The sequence below is a fragment of the Streptomyces sp. NPDC094147 genome (genome assembly GCF_044764265.1).
In the GTDB taxonomy this organism is placed as follows: domain Bacteria; phylum Actinomycetota; class Actinomycetes; order Streptomycetales; family Streptomycetaceae; genus Streptomyces.
Genome location: NZ_JBIWHT010000002.1, coordinates 356,663 through 376,980, shown reverse-complemented (window position 1 = coordinate 376,980; position 20,318 = coordinate 356,663). Strand labels below are relative to the sequence as shown.

Below are 20,318 nucleotides of genomic sequence, written 5' to 3'. Positions count from 1 at the left end.
CAACGCCGGATGAAAGTTTCTTCCAGGCCACGCAGTCGTCGCAGCGTGTCGCCGCCGTCACAGGTCTGAACCAACGGCACAGCCCGAAGCCTCTTTCGCGCCGGTGGTCTACGTGCGTAGCGTCTTTTCTGACATGTCCACAGCGACACCTCGGCATGTCGACAGGGCCGGTCAAGTCCCCAGCCCCACCGAGCCTTTCGGAGGCACGCAATGCCCGTGCACAGATCCGGAACGGCCCGCCGCGGCACCGTCACCGCGGCCGGGATCCTCCTCTCCTCCCTCGCCCTCGTCCTCGGATTCACCGAAACGTCGGGGGCCGCCGACACTCCGGTGCGGGCCGCCGACACCCCGGTCCGCGGCTCCGCGACCCTGGGCATGGGCGTCGCCGCGCACGACGGCGTGGGCGGTCTGCCGCGCGATCAGCGCGCGGCGCAGACCGCGCAGACAGAGGGCGTCGACACCAGCAGCCACAACGGCAACGTCGACTGGTCCACCCTGTGGAACAGCGGCGTGAAGTGGGCCTACGTCAAGGCCACCGAGGGCACGTACTACCGGAACCCCTACTTCGCGCAGCAGTACAACGGCTCGTACGACGTCGGCATGATCCGCGGCGCCTACCACTTCGCGACCCCGGACACGACGAGCGGCGCCACCCAGGCCGACTACTTCGTGGACCACGGCGGCGGCTGGTCCGGCGACGGACTGACCCTGCCGGGCGCGCTCGACATCGAGTGGAACCCGTACGGCGCGGCCTGTTACGGCAAGTCGGCGGCCGGGATGGTCGGCTGGATCAGCGACTTCCTGGGCCAGTACCGGGCCCGTACCGGCCGCGACGCGGTGATCTACACCGCGGCCAGCTGGTGGAGCGAGTGCACCGGCGACTCGGGCGCCTTCGGCTCCACCAACCCGCTCTGGATCGCCCGCTACAACACCGACCCGGGCACGCTGCCGGCCGGCTGGGGCTTTTACACGATGTGGCAGTACACCTCGTCCGGCCCGACGGTCGGCGACCACTCCAGGTTCAACGGCGCGTACGACCGACTCCAGGCGCTGGCCAACGGCTGACCAGCACCTTTCGCGGCGAACACGGCCCCCGGCGCCCCGGCGCCGGGGGCTTTTCGCCGCCCCCGAACGAACCACCGTCCGCACACCTGACCCCATCCCGCGCGCGGCATGAGTAAGGATGGGGGGCATGCTCAGGTTGGGAGTGGTGTGGCGGGCGGTGGCCCTGGTCGCGGTCGTCGCGGTCGGCGGCGCGGGATGCGGCGGGCCGGCGGCCTCGTCGCCGCAGTCGGACAGCTCTCCGAGCAGCACTCCCGAGTCCTCGCCGCTCGGCACGCAGACCACCGCGGTCGCGGCGCCCAGGATGCCGTCGGTCGGCGTACTGCTCAACGGCGACGACCACTACTGCACCGCGAGCGTCGTGGACAGCCCGCGGGGCAACGTCATCGCCACCGCGGCACACTGCGCGGCCGGCCCGCTCGACGGCCTGGAGTTCGCGCCCGGCTTCTCCGGCGCCGCCAAGGGCACGTACCCGTACGGGAAGTGGAAGGTGCGGGCCGTGCAAATCGACGACAAGTGGTCCGAGAACCACGAGGACGCGGTGGACTACGCCTTCCTCACGGTCGACCCGGACGCCAAGGGCCGGAGCGTGCAGAGCGTGGTCGGCTCCTCGACGCCCGAGTGGGGCGCGGCCCCCGACGAGCGGGTGACCGTGATCGGTTATCCGGAGGAGGACCACAACCCCGACAACCGGCCGGTCATGTGCACCACCGACACCCACCGGGACCCCGACGCCGCCGCGATGATGCGCATGACGTGCGGCGGCTTCTGGGTCGGCACGAGCGGCAGCCCCTGGCTGCTCGACTACCGGGACCCGGACCGGATGGGGCGGATCATCGGCGTCCTGAGCGGCGGCGACACGGATGTCGAGTCGACGGCCGCCCTGTTCGACACGAAGGCCCGCTCGCTGTACGAGCGGGCCACGCACGCCTGAGGAACCCCCTCCGGCGACCGCGCCGTACTAGGCAGCCGCCGCGACCGGCAGCTCCGCCGGGGAGAGCGCGATCTCCAGGACCTGACGGACATCCGTCACCGGGTGCACCTCCAGCTTCTCCAGGACCTCCGCCGGCACATCGTCGAGGTCCGCCTCGTTCCGCTTGGGGATCACCACGGTAGTGATCCCGGCACGGTGCGCGGCGAGCAGCTTCTGCTTGAGGCCGCCGATCGGCAGCACCCGTCCGGTCAGCGACACCTCGCCGGTCATCGCCACATCCGTACGGACCAGCCGCCCGGACAGCAGCGAGGACAGCGCGGTGACCAGGGTGATGCCCGCGCTCGGTCCGTCCTTGGGGACCGCGCCCGCCGGGAAGTGGACGTGCACGCCCCGGTCCTTCAAGTCGCCCACCGCGAGCTCCAGTTCGGCCCCGTGCGAGCGCAGGAAGCTCAGCGCGATCTGCGCGGACTCCTTCATCACGTCGCCGAGCTGACCGGTCAGGGTCAGGCCCGCCGCGCCCGTCTCCGGGTCGGCGAGGGAGGCCTCCACGAACAGGACGTCGCCGCCCGCCCCGGTGACGGCGAGGCCGGTGGCCACGCCCGGTACCGCGGTGCGCCGCTCGGCCGGGTCCTGGGCGGACTCGGGCACGTGGTGCGGGCGCCCGATCAGCTTGCGCAGATCGTCGGGGGCGATGGTGAACGGCAGCTCCTGGCCGCCCAGTTCGTGCTGCGCGGCCACCTTGCGGAGCAGCCGGGCGATCGAGCGCTCCAGGTTCCGGACGCCCGCCTCCCTCGTGTACTCCCCCGCGAGCTTGCGCAGCGAGGCGTCTTCGAGCACGACCTCGCCGGACTCCAGACCGGCCCGCTCCAGCTGGCGCGGCAGCAGGTGGTCCCGGGCGATGACGACCTTCTCGTCCTCGGTGTAGCCGTCGAGCCTGACCAGTTCCATGCGGTCGAGCAGCGCCTCGGGGATGGCTTCGAGGACGTTGGCGGTGGCGAGGAAGACCACGTCGCTCAGGTCGAGTTCGACCTCCAGGTAGTGGTCGCGGAAGGTGTGGTTCTGCGCCGGGTCGAGGACTTCGAGCAGCGCGGCCGCCGGGTCGCCCCGGAAGTCGGAGCCCACCTTGTCGATCTCGTCGAGCAGCACGACCGGGTTCATGGACCCGGCCTCCTTGATGGCCCGCACGATCCGGCCGGGCAGGGCGCCGACGTACGTACGGCGGTGTCCGCGGATCTCGGCCTCGTCCCGTACGCCGCCGAGCGCGACGCGCACGAACTTGCGTCCCATCGCGTGCGCCACGGACTCGCCCAGCGAGGTCTTGCCGACGCCGGGCGGGCCGACGAGCGCGAGGACGGCGCCGCCGCGGCGGCCGCCCACGACCCCGAGCCCCCGGTCGGCACGCCGCTTGCGCACCGCCAGGTATTCGGTGATCCGCTCCTTCACGTCCTGCAGGCCCGCGTGCTCGGCGTCCAGGATCGCCCTGGCGCCCCGAATGTCGTACACGTCCTCGGTGGTCTCGTTCCACGGCAGTTCGAGGACGGTGTCCAGCCAGGTCCTGATCCAGGAGCCCTCGGGCGACTGGTCGCTGGAGCGCTCCAGCTTGTCGACCTCCTTGAGCGCGGCCTCGCGGACCTTCTCGGGGAGGTCGGCGGCCTCGACGCGGGCGCGGTAGTCGTCGCTCTCGTCCTCCTCGCCGCCCTCGCCGTTGAGCTCGCGCAGCTCCTTGCGTACGGCGTCGAGCTGGCGGCGCAGCAGGAACTCGCGCTGCTGCTTGTCCACGCCTTCCTGTACGTCCTTGGCGATGGACTCGGCGACGTCCTGCTCGGCGAGGTGGTCGCGCAGGTGCTCGGTGGCGAGCTTGAGGCGGGCGACCGGGTCGGCGGTCTCCAGGAGCTCGACCTTCTGGGCGGTGGTCAGGAACGGCGAGTAGCCGGAGTTGTCGGCGAGCGCGGACACGCCCTCGATCTGCTGCACCCGGTCGACGACCTGCCAAGCACCGCGCTTCTTCAGCCAGTTGGTGGCGAGCGCCTTGTATTCCTTGACGAGTTCGGTGACGTGTCCGGGCAGGGGGTCGGCGAGGGTCTCCTCGACCCGGGTGCCCTCCACCCAGAGCGCGGCGCCGGGTCCGGTGGTCCCGGCTCCGATCCGCACCCGGTGGCGGCCCCGGATGAGGGCGCCCGGGTCGCCGTCGGAAAGCCGTCCGACCTGCTCGACGGTCCCGAGCACACCGGTCGCGGCGTACGTGCCGTCGATCCGCGGCACCAGCAGCACCTGCGGCTTGCCCGGACCGCCGTGCGCACCGGCCTGGGCGGCCTCGACGGCGGCCCGGACATCGGCGTCGGACAGGTCGAGCGGCACCACCATGCCGGGCAGCACGACCTCGTCGTCGAGCGGCAGCACGGGCAGGCTGATCGGTGTGTACGCCGTGGACTCGGTAGCCATGATCTCCCCTTCGGCAGTCAAGTTGAGCTATGCCGACTCAATGCATGTGAGTCGAGGAATGTTCCCCAGGGGCTGTTCGCTCTGAGCGATCACACCCGCGAGCTGCTCTATGTAAGACTTGCCGTCGAACTTCAGCCATTACATACAGGGGGTTGGCAGTGACAGCGACAGTGACGGGTGAAGCCGCGGTCGGCACGCTCGTGCGGGCCTGGATCGACGGCTGGATCGTGTCGCGCGGGACCTCGGACCCCATCGACCGGCCATGGGGCTGGACGATCGACGCCGGACACCTCAACCACGTGTCGCGCCATGTGCTTCCCGCGCCCGCCGAGGCCGATGTGCGCGCGCTCGTGGCCGCGACCAGCGCGCCCGGGACCTGGCTGAAGCTGTTCGCCACCGACGACACGGTGCGGCCCTGGCTGGGCGAGGGCTGGCACTTCGACAAGCCCGGCCATCTGATGACGGTCCCGCTCGCCGCCGAGCGGCCCGCCGTTCCGGCCGGATACACCCTCACGACCTGGACCCGCGCCGGCGTCACGCGCGTCCTCGTCCGCACGGACGAGGGCCACTTCGCGGCGCGCGGCCAGATCGCCCAGGCGGGCCCGACGGCCGTCGCCGACCAGATCGAGACGGCCCCCGAGCACCAGCGCCGGGGCCTGGGCAGCCTGGTCATGCGGACGCTCCAGAACGCGGCGTACGAGGCGGGCGCCACCACCGGCATCCTGGTCGGCACCCCGGAGGGCCGCTCCCTCTACGCGTCCCTGGGCTGGCAGACCCACTCACCGATGGCGAGCCTGTACTTCCAGCCGACACCGGCCTGACACCGACACGGGCCCGACCGGGCTCGGCCCCTCAGTTTCCGGGGCGAGCACCGGCCGTGCGCACCGCCGGCCAGCACGCCACGCCCGCGAGGAGGGCAACCGGGTGGCCCCACGCCGCGAGGGGCTCCACCATCGCCAGCAGGTCCAGCGCCAGCAGCACGCTCACCGCGCCCAGCGCGCACCAGCGCAGGGCCGGTGCGAGCAGGCCGGCGAGTGCGCCCACGGTCGCCATCAGGCCGAAGCTGATGCCGTAGTCCAGCCGGTGCAGCGAACTCTCCGGGAGGTACCCGGCCAGCACCGACAGCGCGACCGGGACCTCGGTGGCCAGGGTCGCCACCACATGGCCGAGCAGGAAGACGCCCGCCGTGCGCCAGCCGCCTATGCGGCGCTCCAGCGCGGCGAGCACGAAGACGAAGACCAGCGCGTACGGCGACCCGATGCCCCCGGCGATCCACAGCGCGCTCGCGAACAGGGCGGGGACCGGCGCCGTCAGCAGATGGGCCACATCGGTGCTCGACTCCTGGAGCAGGGCGTCCACGGTGTGCGGGTCGCCGTACTCGGTGTACAGCGAGGTCGCCAGGAGCAGCAGGGCGTAGCCGAACGTGAACGGCGTCGACGCCGGCGAGGGCAGGAGCTCGCGGACCCGGGCGAGCCCGGTCCGTACGCCGGAGACCGGCACGTCGGCGGGCTCGATCCTGGGCCGCTGCGGCGGGACCACCTCAAGGAGGCCGGCCGTGGCGGCGGGCTCGGCGGATTCGAGCGGGTGCACCGGGGTGGGGCCCCTTCCCCGGGGCACGGCGTGCGCCGCCCCGAATCGTCGAGCCACGTCCGCGTCCCCGGCCGTGTTCCGTACTCGCTTACGTCCCTACAACGCTTACCCTCCGCGAACGGATCCGGGCCCGTCTATGGCGTGCGCCACACCGGACAACCTTTAACGCTTCCTGTGCGTCCACGGCCGGTCTCTCCCGGCCCGGGGTGGGCCACCGGTGTGGTCCGCGGGGGCGATCCGGGGCGGTGACCGGGAATCCGGGTGCGCCGGCACCGACGGGCGGGCATCCTCGCAGCCATGGACGACATCGCCACCCTCGACCGGCGCCAGGGACCCCACGGGGAAGTCGTGCTGCGGCAGCGCGGAGCGCATTTCGAGATCATCGCCAACGGGTGCTTCCTCATGGACACTTCGGACGGCCGCTCGGAACGCCTCCTCATCGATGCGGCGTACGACACACTTCCGGCGGGCGGCGCGAAACCCTCCCTGCTGATCGGCGGACTCGGCGTCGGCTTCTCGCTCGCCCACGCCGTGCGGGACGCGCGCTGGGGCCAAGTCGCCGTCCTGGAGAGGGAACAGGCGATCATCGACTGGCACCGCTCGGGCCCGCTCGGCGCCATTTCGGGCCCGGCTCTGTCCGATTCCCGTACCCGGATCATCCATGCCGATCTGGTCGATTACGTACGTACGGCACAGGACACCTACGACGCGCTCTGCCTCGACATCGACAACGGGCCCGACTGGACCGTCACGGAGGGCAACGGCGGGCTCTACTCGCCGGCCGGACTCGCCCACTGCGCACGGCGGTTGAACCCCGGCGGGGTGCTCGCCCTCTGGTCCGCACAGCCGTCCGCGGCCTTTGAACAGGCTCTCCGGAATGCCGGGTTCACCGGGGTACATACCGAAGAGGTGCGAGTTGCCCGGGGCGTCCCTGACGTGGTCCATCTCGGCGTTCGCCCTGCGTAGCCGAGAGACGGAAGGTGCCTCTAGTCTCTGACCGACACAGGGGATCACCCCACGGATCCCCGGGCGAGCACAGCAGGGCGGGGCAACCGATGGAGCAGACACACACCGGGCACAACGGCGTCGCGGCGACCCCCGGCGCCCAGCGCAGGGTGCTGGTCGTCGAGGACGACACGACGATCGTCGACGCCATCGCGGCCCGTCTGCGGGCCGAGGGCTTCCAGGTGCAGACGGCCGTCGACGGCCCCGCCGCCGTCGACACGGCCGAGGCCTGGCAGCCGGACCTGATGGTCCTCGACATCATGCTGCCGGGCTTCGACGGCCTGGAGGTCTGCCGCCGGGTCCAGGCCCGCCGGCCGGTGCCGGTCCTCATGCTGACGGCTCGCGACGACGAGACGGACATGCTCGTCGGGCTCGGCGTCGGCGCCGACGACTACATGACCAAGCCGTTCTCGATGCGCGAGCTCGCGGCCCGGGTGCACGTCCTGCTGCGCCGGGTGGAGCGGGCGGCGCTGGCCGCCGCCACCCCGCGCACCGGCATACTGCGCCTCGGCGAGCTGGAGATCGACCACGCCCAGCGCCGGGTGCGGGTGCGCGGCGAGGACGTCCACCTGACGCCGACCGAGTTCGACCTGCTGAGCTGTCTGGCGAACACCCCGCGCGCCGTGCTCTCCCGCGAGCAGCTGCTGGCCGAGGTGTGGGACTGGGCCGACGCGTCCGGCACCCGCACCGTGGACAGCCACATCAAGGCGCTGCGCCGGAAGATCGGGGCCGAGCGCATCCGTACCGTCCACGGCGTCGGGTACGCCCTGGAGACCCCGGCGCCATGAGCCGGGCCGGAGACCGGGCCCGGCAGCTGCGGGGCAGCGGCGAGCGGCCCGGCTGGGACGAGCCGGCCAGACGCGACGCCTTCGCCCGGATGCGGCGCGGGCTCGGCGGCCGGATCAGGGCCGGACTGCGGTCGGTCTCCATTTCGATCAAGACCAAGCTGGGCTCGCTGGTCGTGGTCTCCGTCTTCATCACCACCGGGCTGCTCATGGTGGCGCTGCAGACCCGCACCGAGCTCCGTTTCATCACGGTGTTCTCGGTGATAGCGACCCTGTTGATCACCCAGTTCGTCGCCCACGGGCTCACCGCCCCGCTGGACGAGATGAACACCGTCGCCCGCGCCATCTCGCACGGCGACTACACGCGCCGGGTGCGCGGCGCCGACCGCCGCGACGAACTCGGCGACCTCGCGGGCACCATCAACCGCATGGCGGACGACCTGGAGGCCGTGGACCGGCACCGCAAGGAGCTCGTGGCGAATGTCTCGCACGAGCTGCGCACGCCCATCGCGGCGCTGCGCGCGGTCCTGGAGAACGTCGTGGACGGGGTGTCGGCCGCCGACCCCGAGACGATGCGCACGGCGCTCAAGCAGACCGAACGCCTCGGCCGCCTCGTCGAGACCCTGCTGGACCTCTCCCGCCTCGACAACGGCGTCGTGACGCTGCGCGCCCACCGCTTCGAGGTGTGGCCGTATCTGTCGGGTGTCCTCAAGGAGGCCAATCTGGCGGCCGCCCAGCGCCGCCTGTCCTCCGGCTCGGGCAACCACCAGCGCGCCGACGTCCATCTCCACCTGGACGTGTCGCCGCCCGAGCTGACCGCGCACGCGGACGCCGAGCGGCTGCACCAGGTGGTCGCCAACCTCATCGACAACGCCGTCAAGCACTCCCCGCCGCACGGCCGCGTGACCGTACGGGCCCGCCGCGGCCCGCATCCCGAGTCGCTCGACCTGGAGGTCCTCGACGAGGGGCCCGGCATTCCGCAGTCGGAGTGGCACCGCGTCTTCGAGCGCTTCAACCGGGGCACCGCGCCCTCGCCGCACGGTCCGGGCAGCGACGGCGGCACCGGTCTGGGCCTCGCGATCGCGCGCTGGGCGGTGGATCTCCACGGTGGCCGGATCGGCGTGGCCGAATCCGCCCGGGGCTGCCGGATCCAGGTCACCCTCCCGGGCATCCCCCGGCAGCAAAGTTGACGTAAAGTTCGAACCGGAAGCAGCCGTTCTGCGTGGTGTTCAGCGGAAGCGGTCGATCAGGGGTGCGGGCCAGGGGGTCGCAGCCACGCTGTCGCATACCCGAAGCGGCTCGCGGAGAAGCGGAACCACGCTTGTTTCCCGCCATTTCAAGCCGCGAAACCCGCCCTTCGGTGTGACTTACGCGACTGTGGCATGCCCGGCCTGCACGTCCAGGCCAGGGAGGCGTAGCCTTTATTTCCGCTGTCCATCACCTTGTGAAGCGGAAGAGGGCGGTTACCGCCGTGTCGTCTCAGTCCCCCAGTAATTCGAGCGTCTCGACCGACCAAGACGGGCAGGGCAAGAACCCTGCGGCCGGCTTCGGTGCCAATGAGTGGCTTGTCGACGAGATCTATCAGCAGTACCTCCAGGACCCCAATTCGGTCGACCGTGCCTGGTGGGACTTCTTCGCCGACTACAAGCCGGGTAGCACCGGCACGGCGGACAAGCCCTCCGGTGCAAGCACCGGCTCCACTGGGGCGGCCGACGCCGCGCGCACCCCTGGTGCACCCGCCGCAGCCGCGGGGGCTGCGGCAGCCGCGCCTGCGGCCCCTGCCCCGGCCGTACCCGCCGCTCCGGTCCAGGCCGCCCCGGCACCCGCGGCGCCGGCCACCCCGGCGGCCGCTCCGGCTCCGGCGAAGCCCGCGGCCGCTGCCGCGCCCGCCAAGCCCGCCGCCAAGCCCGCCGCCAAGGCGGCCGAGGCGACCGAGGCGACCGAGGCCCCGGCCGGTCCCGAGTACGTGACGCTGCGCGGCCCCGCCGCCGCGGTCGCCAAGAACATGAACGCCTCGCTGGAGATGCCGACGGCCACGTCCGTCCGCGCCGTCCCGGTGAAGCTTCTGTTCGACAACCGCATCGTCATCAACAACCACCTCAAGCGCGCCCGGGGCGGGAAGGTCTCCTTCACCCACCTCATCGGCTACGCCATGGTGCAGGCCATCAAGGCCATGCCGTCGATGAACCACTCCTTCGTGGAGAAGGACGGCAAGCCGACCCTGGTCAAGCCGGAGCACGTGAACTTCGGCCTGGCCATCGACCTGGTGAAGCCGAACGGCGACCGCCAGCTCGTCGTCGCCGGCATCAAGAAGGCCGAGACGCTCAACTTCTTCGAGTTCTGGCAGGCGTACGAGGACATCGTCCGCCGCGCCCGCAACAACAAGCTGACGATGGACGACTTCACGGGCGTGACGGTCTCCCTCACCAACCCGGGCGGCCTCGGCACCGTCCACTCGGTCCCCCGCCTGATGCCCGGTCAGTCGGTCATCATGGGCGTCGGCTCGATGGACTACCCGGCCGAGTTCCAGGGCACCTCCCAGGACACCCTGAACAAGCTGGGCATCTCGAAGGTGATGACCCTCACCTCGACGTACGACCACCGGGTCATCCAGGGTGCCGCCTCCGGCGAGTTCCTGCGGGTCGTCGCGAACTACCTCCTCGGCGACGGCGGCTTCTACGACGACATCTTCGAGGCGCTGCGCATCCCCTACGAGCCGGTCCGCTGGCTCAAGGACATCGACGCCTCGCACGACGACGACGTCACCAAGGCCGCCCGCGTCTTCGAGCTGATCCACTCCTACCGGGTCCGCGGCCACGTCATGGCCGACACCGACCCGCTGGAGTACCGCCAGCGCAAGCACCCCGACCTGGACATCACCGAGCACGGCCTCACCCTGTGGGACCTGGAGCGGGAGTTCGCGGTCGGCGGGTTCGCCGGCAAGTCCCTGATGAAGCTGCGCGACGTGCTCGGCGTGCTGCGCGACTCGTACTGCCGCACCACCGGCATCGAGTTCATGCACATCCAGGACCCCAAGCAGCGCAAGTGGATCCAGGACCGCGTCGAGCGCTCGCACTCCAAGCCGGAGCGCGAGGAGCAGCTGCGCATCCTGCGCCGCCTGAACGCGGCCGAGGCGTTCGAGACCTTCCTGCAGACGAAGTACGTCGGCCAGAAGCGGTTCTCGCTGGAGGGCGGGGAGTCCGTGATCCCGCTGCTCGACGCGGTGATCGACTCCGCCGCCGAGGCGCGGCTCGACGAGGTCGTCATCGGCATGGCCCACCGCGGCCGGCTGAACGTGCTCGCCAACATCGTCGGCAAGTCGTACGCGCAGATCTTCCGCGAGTTCGAGGGCAACCTCGACCCGAAGTCGATGCACGGCTCCGGCGACGTGAAGTACCACCTGGGCGCCTCCGGCACCTTCACGGGCCTGGACGGCGAGCAGATCAAGGTCTCCCTCGTCGCGAACCCCTCGCACCTGGAGGCGGTCGACCCGGTCCTCGAAGGTGTCGCCCGCGCCAAGCAGGACGTCATCAACAAGGGCGGCACGGACTTCACGGTCCTGCCGGTCGCCCTGCACGGTGACGCGGCCTTCGCCGGCCAGGGTGTCGTCGCCGAGACGCTGAACATGTCGCAGCTGCGCGGCTACCGCACCGGCGGCACCGTGCACATCGTGATCAACAACCAGGTCGGCTTCACCGCCGCCCCGGAGTCGTCGCGCTCGTCCATGTACGCCACCGACGTGGCCCGCATGATCGAGGCGCCGATCATCCACGTGAACGGCGACGACCCGGAGGCCGTGGTCCGCGTCGCGCGGCTCGCCTTCGAGTTCCGCCAGACGTTCAACAAGGACGTCGTGATCGACCTCATCTGCTACCGCCGCCGCGGTCACAACGAGGGCGACAACCCGCAGTTCACCAACCCGCAGATGTACAACCTGATCGACAAGAAGCGCTCGGTGCGCAAGCTGTACACCGAGTCGCTCATCGGTCGCGGCGACATCACCCTGGAAGAGGCCGAGCAGGCCCTGCAGGACTTCCAGGGCCAGCTGGAGAAGGTGTTCGCGGAGGTCCGCGAGGCCACCTCGGCGCCGGGCGAGATCCCCTCCTCCGACGCGCAGGCGCAGTTCCCGGTCGCGGTCTCCACGGCGGTCTCCCAGGAGGTCGTCAAGCGCATCGCCGAGTCGCAGGTGAACATCCCGGAGCGGATCACCGTCCACCCGCGTCTGATGCCGCAGATGCAGCGCCGCGCGGCTTCGGTCGAGGACGGCACGATCGACTGGGGCATGGGCGAGACCCTCGCCATCGGCTCGCTGCTCATGGAGGGCGTCCCGGTCCGGCTGTCCGGCCAGGACACCCGCCGCGGCACCTTCGGCCAGCGCCACGCGGTCCTGGTCGACCAGGTCACGGGCGAGGACTACACGCCGCTGCTGTACCTCTCCGACGACCAGGCGCGCTACAACGTCTACGACTCGCTGCTCTCCGAGTACGCGGCGATGGGCTTCGAGTACGGCTACTCGCTGGCCCGTCCCGAGTCCCTGGTGATGTGGGAGGCGCAGTTCGGCGACTTCGTCAACGGCGCCCAGACGGTGGTGGACGAGTTCATCTCGTCGGCGGAGCAGAAGTGGGGCCAGACCTCCGGCGTCACGCTGCTGCTGCCGCACGGCTACGAGGGCCAGGGCCCGGACCACTCGTCCGCCCGCCCGGAGCGCTTCCTCCAGATGTGCGCGCAGAACAACATGACGGTCGCGATGCCGACGCTCCCGTCGAACTACTTCCACCTGCTGCGCTGGCAGGTCCACAACCCGCACCACAAGCCGCTGATCGTCTTCACCCCGAAGTCGATGCTGCGTCTGAAGGCGGCGGCGTCGAAGGCGGAGGAGTTCACCAACGGCGGCTTCCGCCCGGTGATCGGCGACGAGCACGTGGACCCGAACGCGGTCCGCAAGGTCGTCTTCTGCGCGGGCAAGGTCTACTACGACCTGGCCGCCGAGCGCGAGAGGCGCGGCGCGACGGACGCTGCGGCTGCCAACACGGCGATTATCCGTATCGAGCGTCTGTACCCGCTGCCGGGTGCCGAGCTCCAGGCGGAGATCGCGAAGTTCCCGAACGCCGAGAAGTACCTGTGGGCCCAGGAGGAGCCGGCGAACCAGGGTGCCTGGCCGTTCATCGCGCTCAACCTGATCGACCACCTGGACCTGGCCGTCGGCGCGGACGTGCCGCACGGCGAGCGCCTGCGCCGCATCTCGCGCCCGCACGGCTCGTCCCCGGCGGTGGGTTCGAAGAAGCGCCACGAGCAGGAGCAGGAGCAGCTGGTGAACGAGGTCTTCGAGGCCTAGTCCGCCCCTGCCGTACGCAGCCGGAGGGCCCGGCATCCCGATCGACTCGGGATGCCGGGCCCTCCGGCGTAGCGGGTACTAGTCCTCGGGCTCGGGCTCGTCCTCGGCGCCCCGGGCCGGGGGCACCCGTATGACCACGCTTCCACTGGTCAGATCTATCGGCCCGCGCCCCGGATCGGCGTCGCCGACCTCGTCGAGCGTGATCTCCAGGCGCCGGCGCTCCTCTTCCGTGTGCCGTCGACCGGGTGCGAAAAGCTCGTCGAGCCCACCGAACATCCGAAGCCACCTCCGTCAGCCGTCCCGGGCATCAAACGTAACCCGCCCGGCCGCCCGGATACCCTGGGGCCGAACATCCGGTACGTCTCAGGAGCAAGTTGTGTACTTCACCGACCGCGGCATCGAGGAGCTGGAGAAGCGGCGCGGCGAGGAGGAGGTCACCTTCGAGTGGCTCGCCGAGCAGTTGCGTACCTTCGTCGATCTGAACCCGGACTTCGAGGTTCCGGTCGAGCGTCTCGCCACGTGGCTGGCGCGGCTCGACGACGAGGACGAGGACGAGTGAACCCGGTGGGCCAGGACGCGTAATACGCGTCAGTCGCAGGGGCGGGCGCGCATCCGGTCGTACGCCAGGCTCAGCGCCCCGTGGGCGATCAGGATCACGCCCGCCGCCGTCCAGCCCCCGCTGTGGCGGCGCAGGCCCCAGGCGGCGAGCGGAATGCCCACAGCGAGCTGGGCGGCGCCCAGGGCGCGTGCCTTGGGGCCGCGTACCCAGGGGCCCAGTGGGCTCTCCTCGACCGCGTCGAGTTCGGCGCGTACGGCATCGCGCCAGCCGGACCACTCGATGGTTTCGGCGCCCTGCGCGATGGCCACCGACCGCAGCCGGTCGGTCGGTTCGCCCGGGGTGAGACCGGCGGGCAGGGCGACGCCCGTGCGGGCCAGGACCGCGATCAGGCCGAGGAGCCGGGCGCGGGCGTCGGCGGCCGAATCGGGGCGGGTCAGCCCGCCGAGGGCCTCCACGTCGAAGACCGGGTCGAGGCCGAGCCGGGCCGCGAACGTGCGCATCGCCTCGTCCTCGCCGACCGGAGTGCCGTCCGACAGCCAGACGTAGCCGACCGTACGGCGAAAGCCCGAGGCCAGGGTATAGCCCGCCCGGGACTCGTCCCACCACAGGGCGAGCGCGGGCCAGCCCGCACCGACCGTGAGCGCGCCCGCCCAGCCCGCGAGCACCTGGTCCACGGGGTCGGCCCCGGTCAGCCAGGGCTTGGTCGCGGGGACGAGCACGCTCCAGCCGTCGCCCGCCGGGGCGAGCAGCATCTTTTCGCGCAGCAGATGGGCGACCGGCCGGACCGCCGGGGGCTCGGCCCGGCAGAGGAGCAGAGCTCCGGGGGAAGCGGCAGAGGCGTCGGGCATGATCCATACGCTAGGCCATATTTGCGGTGATTTCCCCCTATTGGGGCGCACTGGGGCGTCCGGAGGGCCCGAGGTGGGCCCCCGTCGGCTTCCACTCCGGACCCGCGCCTTGACTTTCCCGAAGCGCGATATATCGTGTCTATCGAGAGACGCGATATGTTGCGTCTTGGAGTAGCCACGCGCAGCACCACTCAGCAGGTCCAGTCGCAGCACCACTCGCAGTGCCCAGGAGGTCAGCACCATGTCCGAGTCCACGTGGGCCGTCTCGGAGCCGCGGAAGTTCACTTTCGACGCGCCGGTGACCACGCTCAAAGTGCGCATATTCAACGGAACGGTCAACGTCGTGGGCAGCGAGGAAAGTTCCGCTCGCCTGGAGGTCTCGGCCGTCCACGGGCCACCGCTGATCGTGACCCGCGAGGGGTCGACGCTCACCATCGCGTACGAGGACCTGCCCTGGCGGGGGTTCCTCAAGATGCTGGACCGCCGGGGCTGGAACCGCAGCGCGGAGGTCTCGCTCGCGGTCCCGGCCGGTACGGACGTCGAGGTCGGCACGGTGGGCGCGGGCGCGGTGGTCTCGGGCATCCGGGGCCGCACGGAGGTGCGCGGCGTCAGCGGCGACACCACGCTGGTCGGCCTCTCCGGCCCGGTCGTGGCCGAGTCCGTCACCGGCGCGCTGGAGGCCCACGGGGTCACCGGCGAGCTGCGGTTCAAGTCGGTGTCCGGGGGCCTGACCGTGATCGAGGGGGCGGGGCCCCGCATCCACGCCGAGACGGTCAAGGGCGACATGGTCCTCGACCTCACCCCCGACGGGAGGCCGACCGACATCCGGCTGACCACCGTCGCGGGCGAGGTCGCGGTGCGGCTGCCGCACCCGGCCGACGCCCGGATCGAGGCCAGCACGACGAGCGGCGCCGTCTCCAACGGCTTCGACGACCTGCGGGTCAGCGGGCAGTGGGGCACCAAGAGGATCATCGGGACACTGGGAGCGGGCAACGGCACGCTCAAGGCGACGACGGTGTCCGGGTCCATCGCGCTGCTGCGGCGGCCGGCGGGCGAGGAGGACTACGTACCGGAGGACGGCCCTGTCGGGGGCGGTCCGATCGAGGACGCTCCGATTGAGGACACTCCGGTAGAGGATGCTCCGATTGGGGCCGGTCCGATAGAGGACACTCCGGTTGAGGACGCGCCTCCTGCCGGTGCCCCGAGCGACCGCGCTTCTCATGACCCCAGTGACCGGTCCGGGTCCGCCGACTCGACGAACAAGAAGGTGCTCTGACATGCCCCCCGTCTTCGCCCACGGCCGCCTCCGCCTCTACCTCCTCAAGCTCCTTGACGAGGCGCCGCGCCACGGGTACGAAGTGATCCGCCTGCTCGAAGAGCGCTTCCAGGGGCTGTACGCGCCCAGCGCCGGCACCGTTTACCCGCGGCTCGCCAAGCTGGAGGCCGAGGGGCTGGTCACGCACACCACCGAGGGCGGCCGCAAGGTGTACTCGATCACCGATGCCGGGCGCGCGGAGTTGGCGGGCCGGGGCGGTGAACTCGCCGATCTGGAGCTGGAGATCCGCGAATCCGTCTCCGAACTCGCCGCCGAGATCCGCGACGACGTACGCGGTGCGGCGGGCAGCCTGCGCGACGACATGCGCCGCGCGGCACGAGAGACGCGTACGGGACAGGGCTCGGCCGGCGCCGGCCGAGGGGCCCGGAAGGGCTTCCCCGAGGCCTCCGACTTCTTCGACAGCGCCTGGGGCGAGAGCGAGGCCTGGCAGCAGGCGAAGGAGGAGTTCAAGCGCGCCAAGCAGGAGTGGAAGGAGCAGGCGCGCCGCGCGAAGGACGAGTCCCGGCGGGCCCGCGACGAGGCACAGCAGGCGCGCCGCCAGGCCAAGGAGGCCCAGGACAGGGCGCGCGACGAGATGCAGCGGGTCGCCAAGGACGTGCAGCGGCAGGTGCAGGAGCACTTTGCGCGGGGCGACTGGCCGACGGGCGTACGGGAGGGGCTCGCGGAGATCACCAAGGAGCTGGGGCGGTTCGGGCGGGGCGGCCCGGATGCCGGCGACGAGCGGGTGGACCTCGGCAAGCCGGCCGCACCGGAGCCGGAGTGGGCCCGGGAGGAGCCGTCCGACAATCCCGCGCGGGATCTCGACCGGCTGCTCGACCGGTTCCGGGACGACATCCGGGATGCGGCGCGGGACCACGGGGTGACGGAGGCCCAACTGTGGGAGGCCCGCCGCCAGTTGTCGGCGACGGCGGCCCACATCAGCGCGAGCCTGCGGCCGCGGGGGGCTTAGCGGGGCGGGGCGTTCCCGTGCCCCGGGGCGAAGAAGGCCAACCCCGGGGCTCCGCCACAGCCCGGGGGTGTGCCCACCCGCCTGCCCGTTGCTCAGGACCGGGAAGGCCAACCCCGGGGGCTGCCCGCCGGACCCCCGGGAGGTCCACCCCTCGACCCCAGCGGGAGCTCCGCCCCCGCAACCCCCAGCCAACAGCGGCCCGCGCGGCCCAACACCCAAGAAGGGGCCGGCGGGTGGAGCAATAAGGGCCCCTCAGGCCCCCGCCCCGAACAGCACCCGTTCCACACCCCCGTACGTCCCCCCGTACTCCGCCAGCACCTCCGCCACCACTCCCGGCATCGCCGTCAGCGCGAGCAGCATGTGCTCGTCGCCGATCTGCTTCTGCTTGCGGGCGACCGCCATCCTCAGGGACTTCTCCAGGACCTTCTTCGACTCCCTCGTGAAGGACGGCCGGCCCGACGGCCATGCCTTGCCGGGGGTGGCGTCGGACAGGGCGCCGGGGCCGTGTGCTTCCTCCGCCCTCGCGACGATCTCCTCGACGGAGATGCCGAGCCCGGCCAGGGCGTTCACGTCCGCCTTGGACATGCCGCCCCGGCGTCGCGCGTCCGCCAGGGCGGCGGTGACCTCGGCACGCCGGTCGGTGACGCCGAGGGAGGTGAGCGCGAAGGCCGCCTTGCTGCCCTCGCGGTCGAGGAGGGCGAGGAGCAGGTGTTCCTCGGTCACCACCGCCGACCCCGCACGGGCGGCGTGGCCGACCGCGCCCTCCACCACTCCACGGGCATTCGTCGTGAATCGCTCGAACATCAATGCCTCCCGTGCTTCTTGTGTACGGCCTGCCGGCTGACCCCCAGCTCGGCGGCGATTTCCTGCCAGGACCAGCCCTGGTTGCGGGCGCTGCGCACCTGTACGGATTCGAGCTGTTCCAGGAGCCGGCGCAGCGCGGCGACGGCTCGTAGTCCGACCCTCGGGTCGCGGTCGCCGGCTCGTGCGGCGAGATCGGTGGCCTCGGTCATGCATGTCAACGTACATTGACACCCCGGGCTAGTCAACCAAAGTTGACATCGAGCCCACATGAAAGGCTGCGGCCCCCGCGCACTCGTACGCGCGGGACCGCGGCCATCAGCCCCTCCCCCGACGGCAACCGCACCTCACCCCACGGAGAGGACCACCTTCCCGAACACGTCCCCCGACGCCACCTTCTGGAAGCCCTCGCGCGCCCGGTCCAGCGGGAGCACCTCGTCGATGACGGGACGTACGCCCGTCGCCGAGCAGAACGCGAGCAGGTCCTCCAGCTCGTCCTTCGTGCCCATCGTCGAGCCCACGACCTTCAGCTCCAGGAAGAAGATGCGGGTCAGTTCGGCGTGCGCGGGGCGGTCGCCGCTGGTGGCACCCGAGATGACCAGAGTGCCGCCGGGGCGCAGCGACTTGACCGAGTGGGACCAGGTCGCCGCGCCCACCGTCTCGATCACGGCGTCGACGCGCTGCGGCAGCCGCGCACCGGGCTCGTACGCGTCGACCGCGCCCAGTTCCACGGCCCGCTTGCGCTTGTACTCGTCGCGGCTGGTCGCGAAGACGCGGAGCCCCGCGGCCTTGCCGAGCACGATCGCGGCGGTGGCGACCCCGCCCCCGGCGCCCTGCACCAGGACCGAATCGCCGGGCCGGACACCGGCGTTGGTGAACAGCATCCGGTACGCCGTCAGCCACGCGGTCGGCAGGCACGCCGCCTCCGCGAAGCTCAGCTCCTTGGGCTTCGGCAGTACGTTCCAGGTGGGCACGGCGACCTGCTCGGCGAAGGTGCCCTGGTACTTCTCGGTGAGGATCGAGCGGCCCTCGGTGGGGCCGACGCCGTGCCCGGTCTGGCCGATCACGGAGTGGAGGACGACCTCGTTGCCGTCCTGGTCGACCCCGGCAGCGTCGCAGCCGAGGATCATCGGCAGCTTGTCCTCGGTGAGGCCGACGCCGCGCAGCGACCAGACGTCGTGGTGGTTGAGGGAGGCGGCCCGTACGTCGACGAGGGCCCAGCCGGGGCGTACCTCGGGGGCCGGACGCTCCCCCAACTCAAGGCCGCTGAGCGGCTGGTCACGGTCGATGCGGGCGGCGTAGGCGGCGAACATGGCCCTGACCATAGGGCGCGCGGCCCGGCCGCCGGAACCTCCCACGACTGTGACACCCCGCACGCCGGGAAGAACGGCAAAAAGCCGTGCCGGGCTCCCCCGAAGGGAAACCCGGCACGGCTCCGTGAGCAGAACCCCGGAACGTACTACCGGCGCGCGACGCCCTCCGCGCGGGCGGCCGCCGCCACCGCCGCCGTGACGGCCGGGGCGACCCGCTCGTCGAACGGGGACGGGATGACGTAGTCCGCGGCGAGCTGGTCGCCCACGACGTCGGCCAGCGCGTTCGCCGCGGCGATCTTCATGCCCTCGGTGATCCGGGAGGCCCGGACCTGGAGGGCGCCCGCGAAGATGCCGGGGAAGGCGAGGACGTTGTTGATCTGGTTCGGGTAATCCGAGCGGCCGGTGGCCACGACCGAGGCGTACTTGTGCGCGATGTCGGGGTGCACCTCGGGGTTCGGGTTGGCCATCGCGAAGACGAAGGCACCCGGTGCCATGGAGGCGACCGCGGGCTCGGGGACCGTACCGCCGGAGACGCCGATGAAGACGTCGGCGCCCGCGAGCGCGGTCTCCAGGGGGCCGGTCAGGCCCGCCTTGTTGGTGAGCTCGGCGAGCTCGCGCTTGACGTCGGTCAGGTCGGTGCGGTCGGTGCTGACGATGCCCTTGCGGTCGGCGACCGCCACATCGCCGAGGCCCGCTTCCAGGAGGAACTTGGCGATGGCCACACCGGCGGCGCCGGCCCCGGAGATCACCGCGCGCAGTTCGCCGAGGGTGCGCCCGGTGAGCTTCGCGGCGTTGCGCAGGGCGGCCAGGGTGACCACGGCCGTGCCGTGCTGGTCGTCGTGGAAGACCGGGATGTCCAGGGCCTCCTGCAGCCGGCGCTCGATCTCGAAGCAGCGCGGGGCGGAGATGTCCTCCAGGTTCACCCCGCCGAAGGACGGCGCGAGGCGGACGACGGTCTCGATGATCTCGTCGGTGTCGGTGGTGGCCAGCGCGATGGGCACCGCGTCGACGCCGCCGAACTGCTTGAAGAGGATGGCCTTCCCCTCCATGACCGGAAGGGACGCCTCCGGACCGATGTCGCCGAGTCCGAGCACCGCGGTACCGTCCGTCACGACGGCGACGACCTGCGACTTCCAGGTGTAGTCGTGAACCAGCTCCGGGTTCTCCGCGATCGCGGTGCACACCTTGGCCACGCCCGGCGTGTACGCGAGGGACAGGTCGTCCTTGTCGCGGATGGGCACGGTGGCCTGAACGGCCATCTTGCCGCCCCGGTGGAGCGCGAAGGCCGGGTCGAAGGGCTCGTCAGACCCCTCCGTGCTGCTGTCGCTGCGAGGATTGACGATCTCCGCTGCCATTGTG

Annotated in this window: 18 protein-coding genes; 10 read left to right on the top strand and 8 right to left on the bottom strand. The window is 71.4% G+C overall.

The window, feature by feature from the left end:
• Window positions 1-210: 210 nt before the first annotated feature.
• Window positions 211-1,065 (top strand): lysozyme, encoded by an 855-nt coding sequence (locus tag ACIQ8J_RS07160; protein WP_403266738.1) that lies wholly within the window; start codon window positions 211-213, stop codon window positions 1,063-1,065.
• A gap of 127 nt (window positions 1,066-1,192) precedes the next feature.
• Window positions 1,193-1,996 carry a trypsin-like serine peptidase gene (locus ACIQ8J_RS07155; protein WP_403266741.1) on the top strand — a complete coding sequence of 268 codons (804 nt, stop codon included), beginning with the start codon at window positions 1,193-1,195 and terminating at the stop codon, window positions 1,994-1,996.
• Between the two features lie 27 nt (window positions 1,997-2,023).
• Here ACIQ8J_RS07155 and lon read toward each other — a convergent pair whose 3' ends face one another.
• A complete protein-coding gene (gene lon, locus ACIQ8J_RS07150) occupies window positions 2,024-4,438 on the bottom strand; it encodes an endopeptidase La (RefSeq protein ID WP_403266743.1) in 2,415 nt (804 codons plus the stop codon).
• A gap of 158 nt (window positions 4,439-4,596) precedes the next feature.
• On the opposite strand from lon, the gene ACIQ8J_RS07145 reads away from it, so the two are divergent.
• The gene (locus tag ACIQ8J_RS07145; RefSeq protein ID WP_403266746.1) at window positions 4,597-5,259 is read left to right on the top strand and encodes a GNAT family N-acetyltransferase; all 663 of its coding nucleotides are present in this window, start codon (window positions 4,597-4,599) and stop codon (window positions 5,257-5,259) included.
• Between the two features lie 31 nt (window positions 5,260-5,290).
• On the opposite strand, the gene ACIQ8J_RS07140 is transcribed toward ACIQ8J_RS07145, so the two are convergent.
• A complete protein-coding gene (locus tag ACIQ8J_RS07140; RefSeq protein ID WP_403266749.1) occupies window positions 5,291-6,028 on the bottom strand; it encodes a rhomboid-like protein in 738 nt (245 codons plus the stop codon).
• 297 nt (window positions 6,029-6,325) lie between these two features.
• Here ACIQ8J_RS07140 and ACIQ8J_RS07135 point away from each other — a divergent pair, with 297 nt between their 5' ends.
• The 4 genes from ACIQ8J_RS07135 to ACIQ8J_RS07120 all read left to right on the top strand — a co-directional run bounded on the left by ACIQ8J_RS07135 (window position 6,326) and on the right by ACIQ8J_RS07120 (window position 13,153).
• Window positions 6,326-6,994 carry a spermidine synthase gene (locus ACIQ8J_RS07135; RefSeq protein ID WP_403266751.1) on the top strand — a complete coding sequence of 223 codons (669 nt, stop codon included), beginning with the start codon at window positions 6,326-6,328 and terminating at the stop codon, window positions 6,992-6,994.
• A gap of 89 nt (window positions 6,995-7,083) precedes the next feature.
• Window positions 7,084-7,821, top strand: a complete 738-nt coding sequence (locus tag ACIQ8J_RS07130; protein WP_329463074.1) for a response regulator transcription factor — start codon at window positions 7,084-7,086, stop codon at window positions 7,819-7,821.
• 89 nt (window positions 7,822-7,910) lie between these two features.
• On the top strand, window positions 7,911-9,008 hold the full coding sequence (locus tag ACIQ8J_RS07125) for an ATP-binding protein (RefSeq protein ID WP_403267743.1): 1,098 nt from the start codon (window positions 7,911-7,913) through the stop codon (window positions 9,006-9,008).
• A gap of 281 nt (window positions 9,009-9,289) precedes the next feature.
• Window positions 9,290-13,153: a multifunctional oxoglutarate decarboxylase/oxoglutarate dehydrogenase thiamine pyrophosphate-binding subunit/dihydrolipoyllysine-residue succinyltransferase subunit gene (locus ACIQ8J_RS07120; RefSeq protein ID WP_403266754.1), complete on the top strand. Its 3,864-nt coding sequence runs from the start codon at window positions 9,290-9,292 to the stop codon at window positions 13,151-13,153.
• Window positions 13,154-13,231: 78 nt separating this feature from the next.
• Here ACIQ8J_RS07120 and ACIQ8J_RS07115 read toward each other — a convergent pair whose 3' ends face one another.
• The gene (locus ACIQ8J_RS07115; protein ID WP_403266756.1) at window positions 13,232-13,429 is read right to left on the bottom strand and encodes a DUF6191 domain-containing protein; all 198 of its coding nucleotides are present in this window, start codon (window positions 13,427-13,429) and stop codon (window positions 13,232-13,234) included.
• A 100-nt stretch (window positions 13,430-13,529) separates the two neighbouring features.
• Here ACIQ8J_RS07115 and ACIQ8J_RS07110 point away from each other — a divergent pair, with 100 nt between their 5' ends.
• Complete coding sequence (locus ACIQ8J_RS07110; RefSeq protein ID WP_003961784.1) at window positions 13,530-13,712, top strand: DUF6104 family protein; 183 nt, start codon at window positions 13,530-13,532, stop codon at window positions 13,710-13,712.
• Between the two features lie 29 nt (window positions 13,713-13,741).
• On the opposite strand, the gene ACIQ8J_RS07105 is transcribed toward ACIQ8J_RS07110, so the two are convergent.
• Window positions 13,742-14,560: a hypothetical protein gene (locus tag ACIQ8J_RS07105; RefSeq protein ID WP_403266759.1), complete on the bottom strand. Its 819-nt coding sequence runs from the start codon at window positions 14,558-14,560 to the stop codon at window positions 13,742-13,744.
• 241 nt (window positions 14,561-14,801) lie between these two features.
• Between ACIQ8J_RS07105 and ACIQ8J_RS07100 the strand changes: the two genes are divergently transcribed.
• Window positions 14,802-15,836 carry a DUF4097 family beta strand repeat-containing protein gene (locus ACIQ8J_RS07100; protein ID WP_403266762.1) on the top strand — a complete coding sequence of 345 codons (1,035 nt, stop codon included), beginning with the start codon at window positions 14,802-14,804 and terminating at the stop codon, window positions 15,834-15,836.
• A gap of 1 nt (window position 15,837) precedes the next feature.
• Window positions 15,838-16,845, top strand: a complete 1,008-nt coding sequence (locus ACIQ8J_RS07095) for a helix-turn-helix transcriptional regulator (protein WP_403266765.1) — start codon at window positions 15,838-15,840, stop codon at window positions 16,843-16,845.
• A 252-nt stretch (window positions 16,846-17,097) separates the two neighbouring features.
• On the opposite strand, the gene ACIQ8J_RS07090 is transcribed toward ACIQ8J_RS07095, so the two are convergent.
• From ACIQ8J_RS07090 to ACIQ8J_RS07075, 4 genes are all read right to left on the bottom strand, one after another.
• Window positions 17,098-17,649, bottom strand: a complete 552-nt coding sequence (locus tag ACIQ8J_RS07090) for a Clp protease N-terminal domain-containing protein (RefSeq protein WP_403266768.1) — start codon at window positions 17,647-17,649, stop codon at window positions 17,098-17,100.
• Complete coding sequence (locus tag ACIQ8J_RS07085; protein WP_399053811.1) at window positions 17,649-17,858, bottom strand: helix-turn-helix domain-containing protein; 210 nt, start codon at window positions 17,856-17,858, stop codon at window positions 17,649-17,651. Before ACIQ8J_RS07085 ends, ACIQ8J_RS07090 begins: the two co-directional genes overlap by 1 nt.
• Before the next feature lie 135 nt (window positions 17,859-17,993).
• Window positions 17,994-18,959, bottom strand: coding sequence for a zinc-binding dehydrogenase (locus tag ACIQ8J_RS07080; protein WP_403266771.1), 966 nt, complete (start codon window positions 18,957-18,959; stop codon window positions 17,994-17,996).
• Window positions 18,960-19,105: 146 nt separating this feature from the next.
• Window positions 19,106-20,314 carry an NADP-dependent malic enzyme gene (locus tag ACIQ8J_RS07075; protein ID WP_403266773.1) on the bottom strand — a complete coding sequence of 403 codons (1,209 nt, stop codon included), beginning with the start codon at window positions 20,312-20,314 and terminating at the stop codon, window positions 19,106-19,108.
• Between the last annotated feature and the right edge of the window lie 4 nt (window positions 20,315-20,318).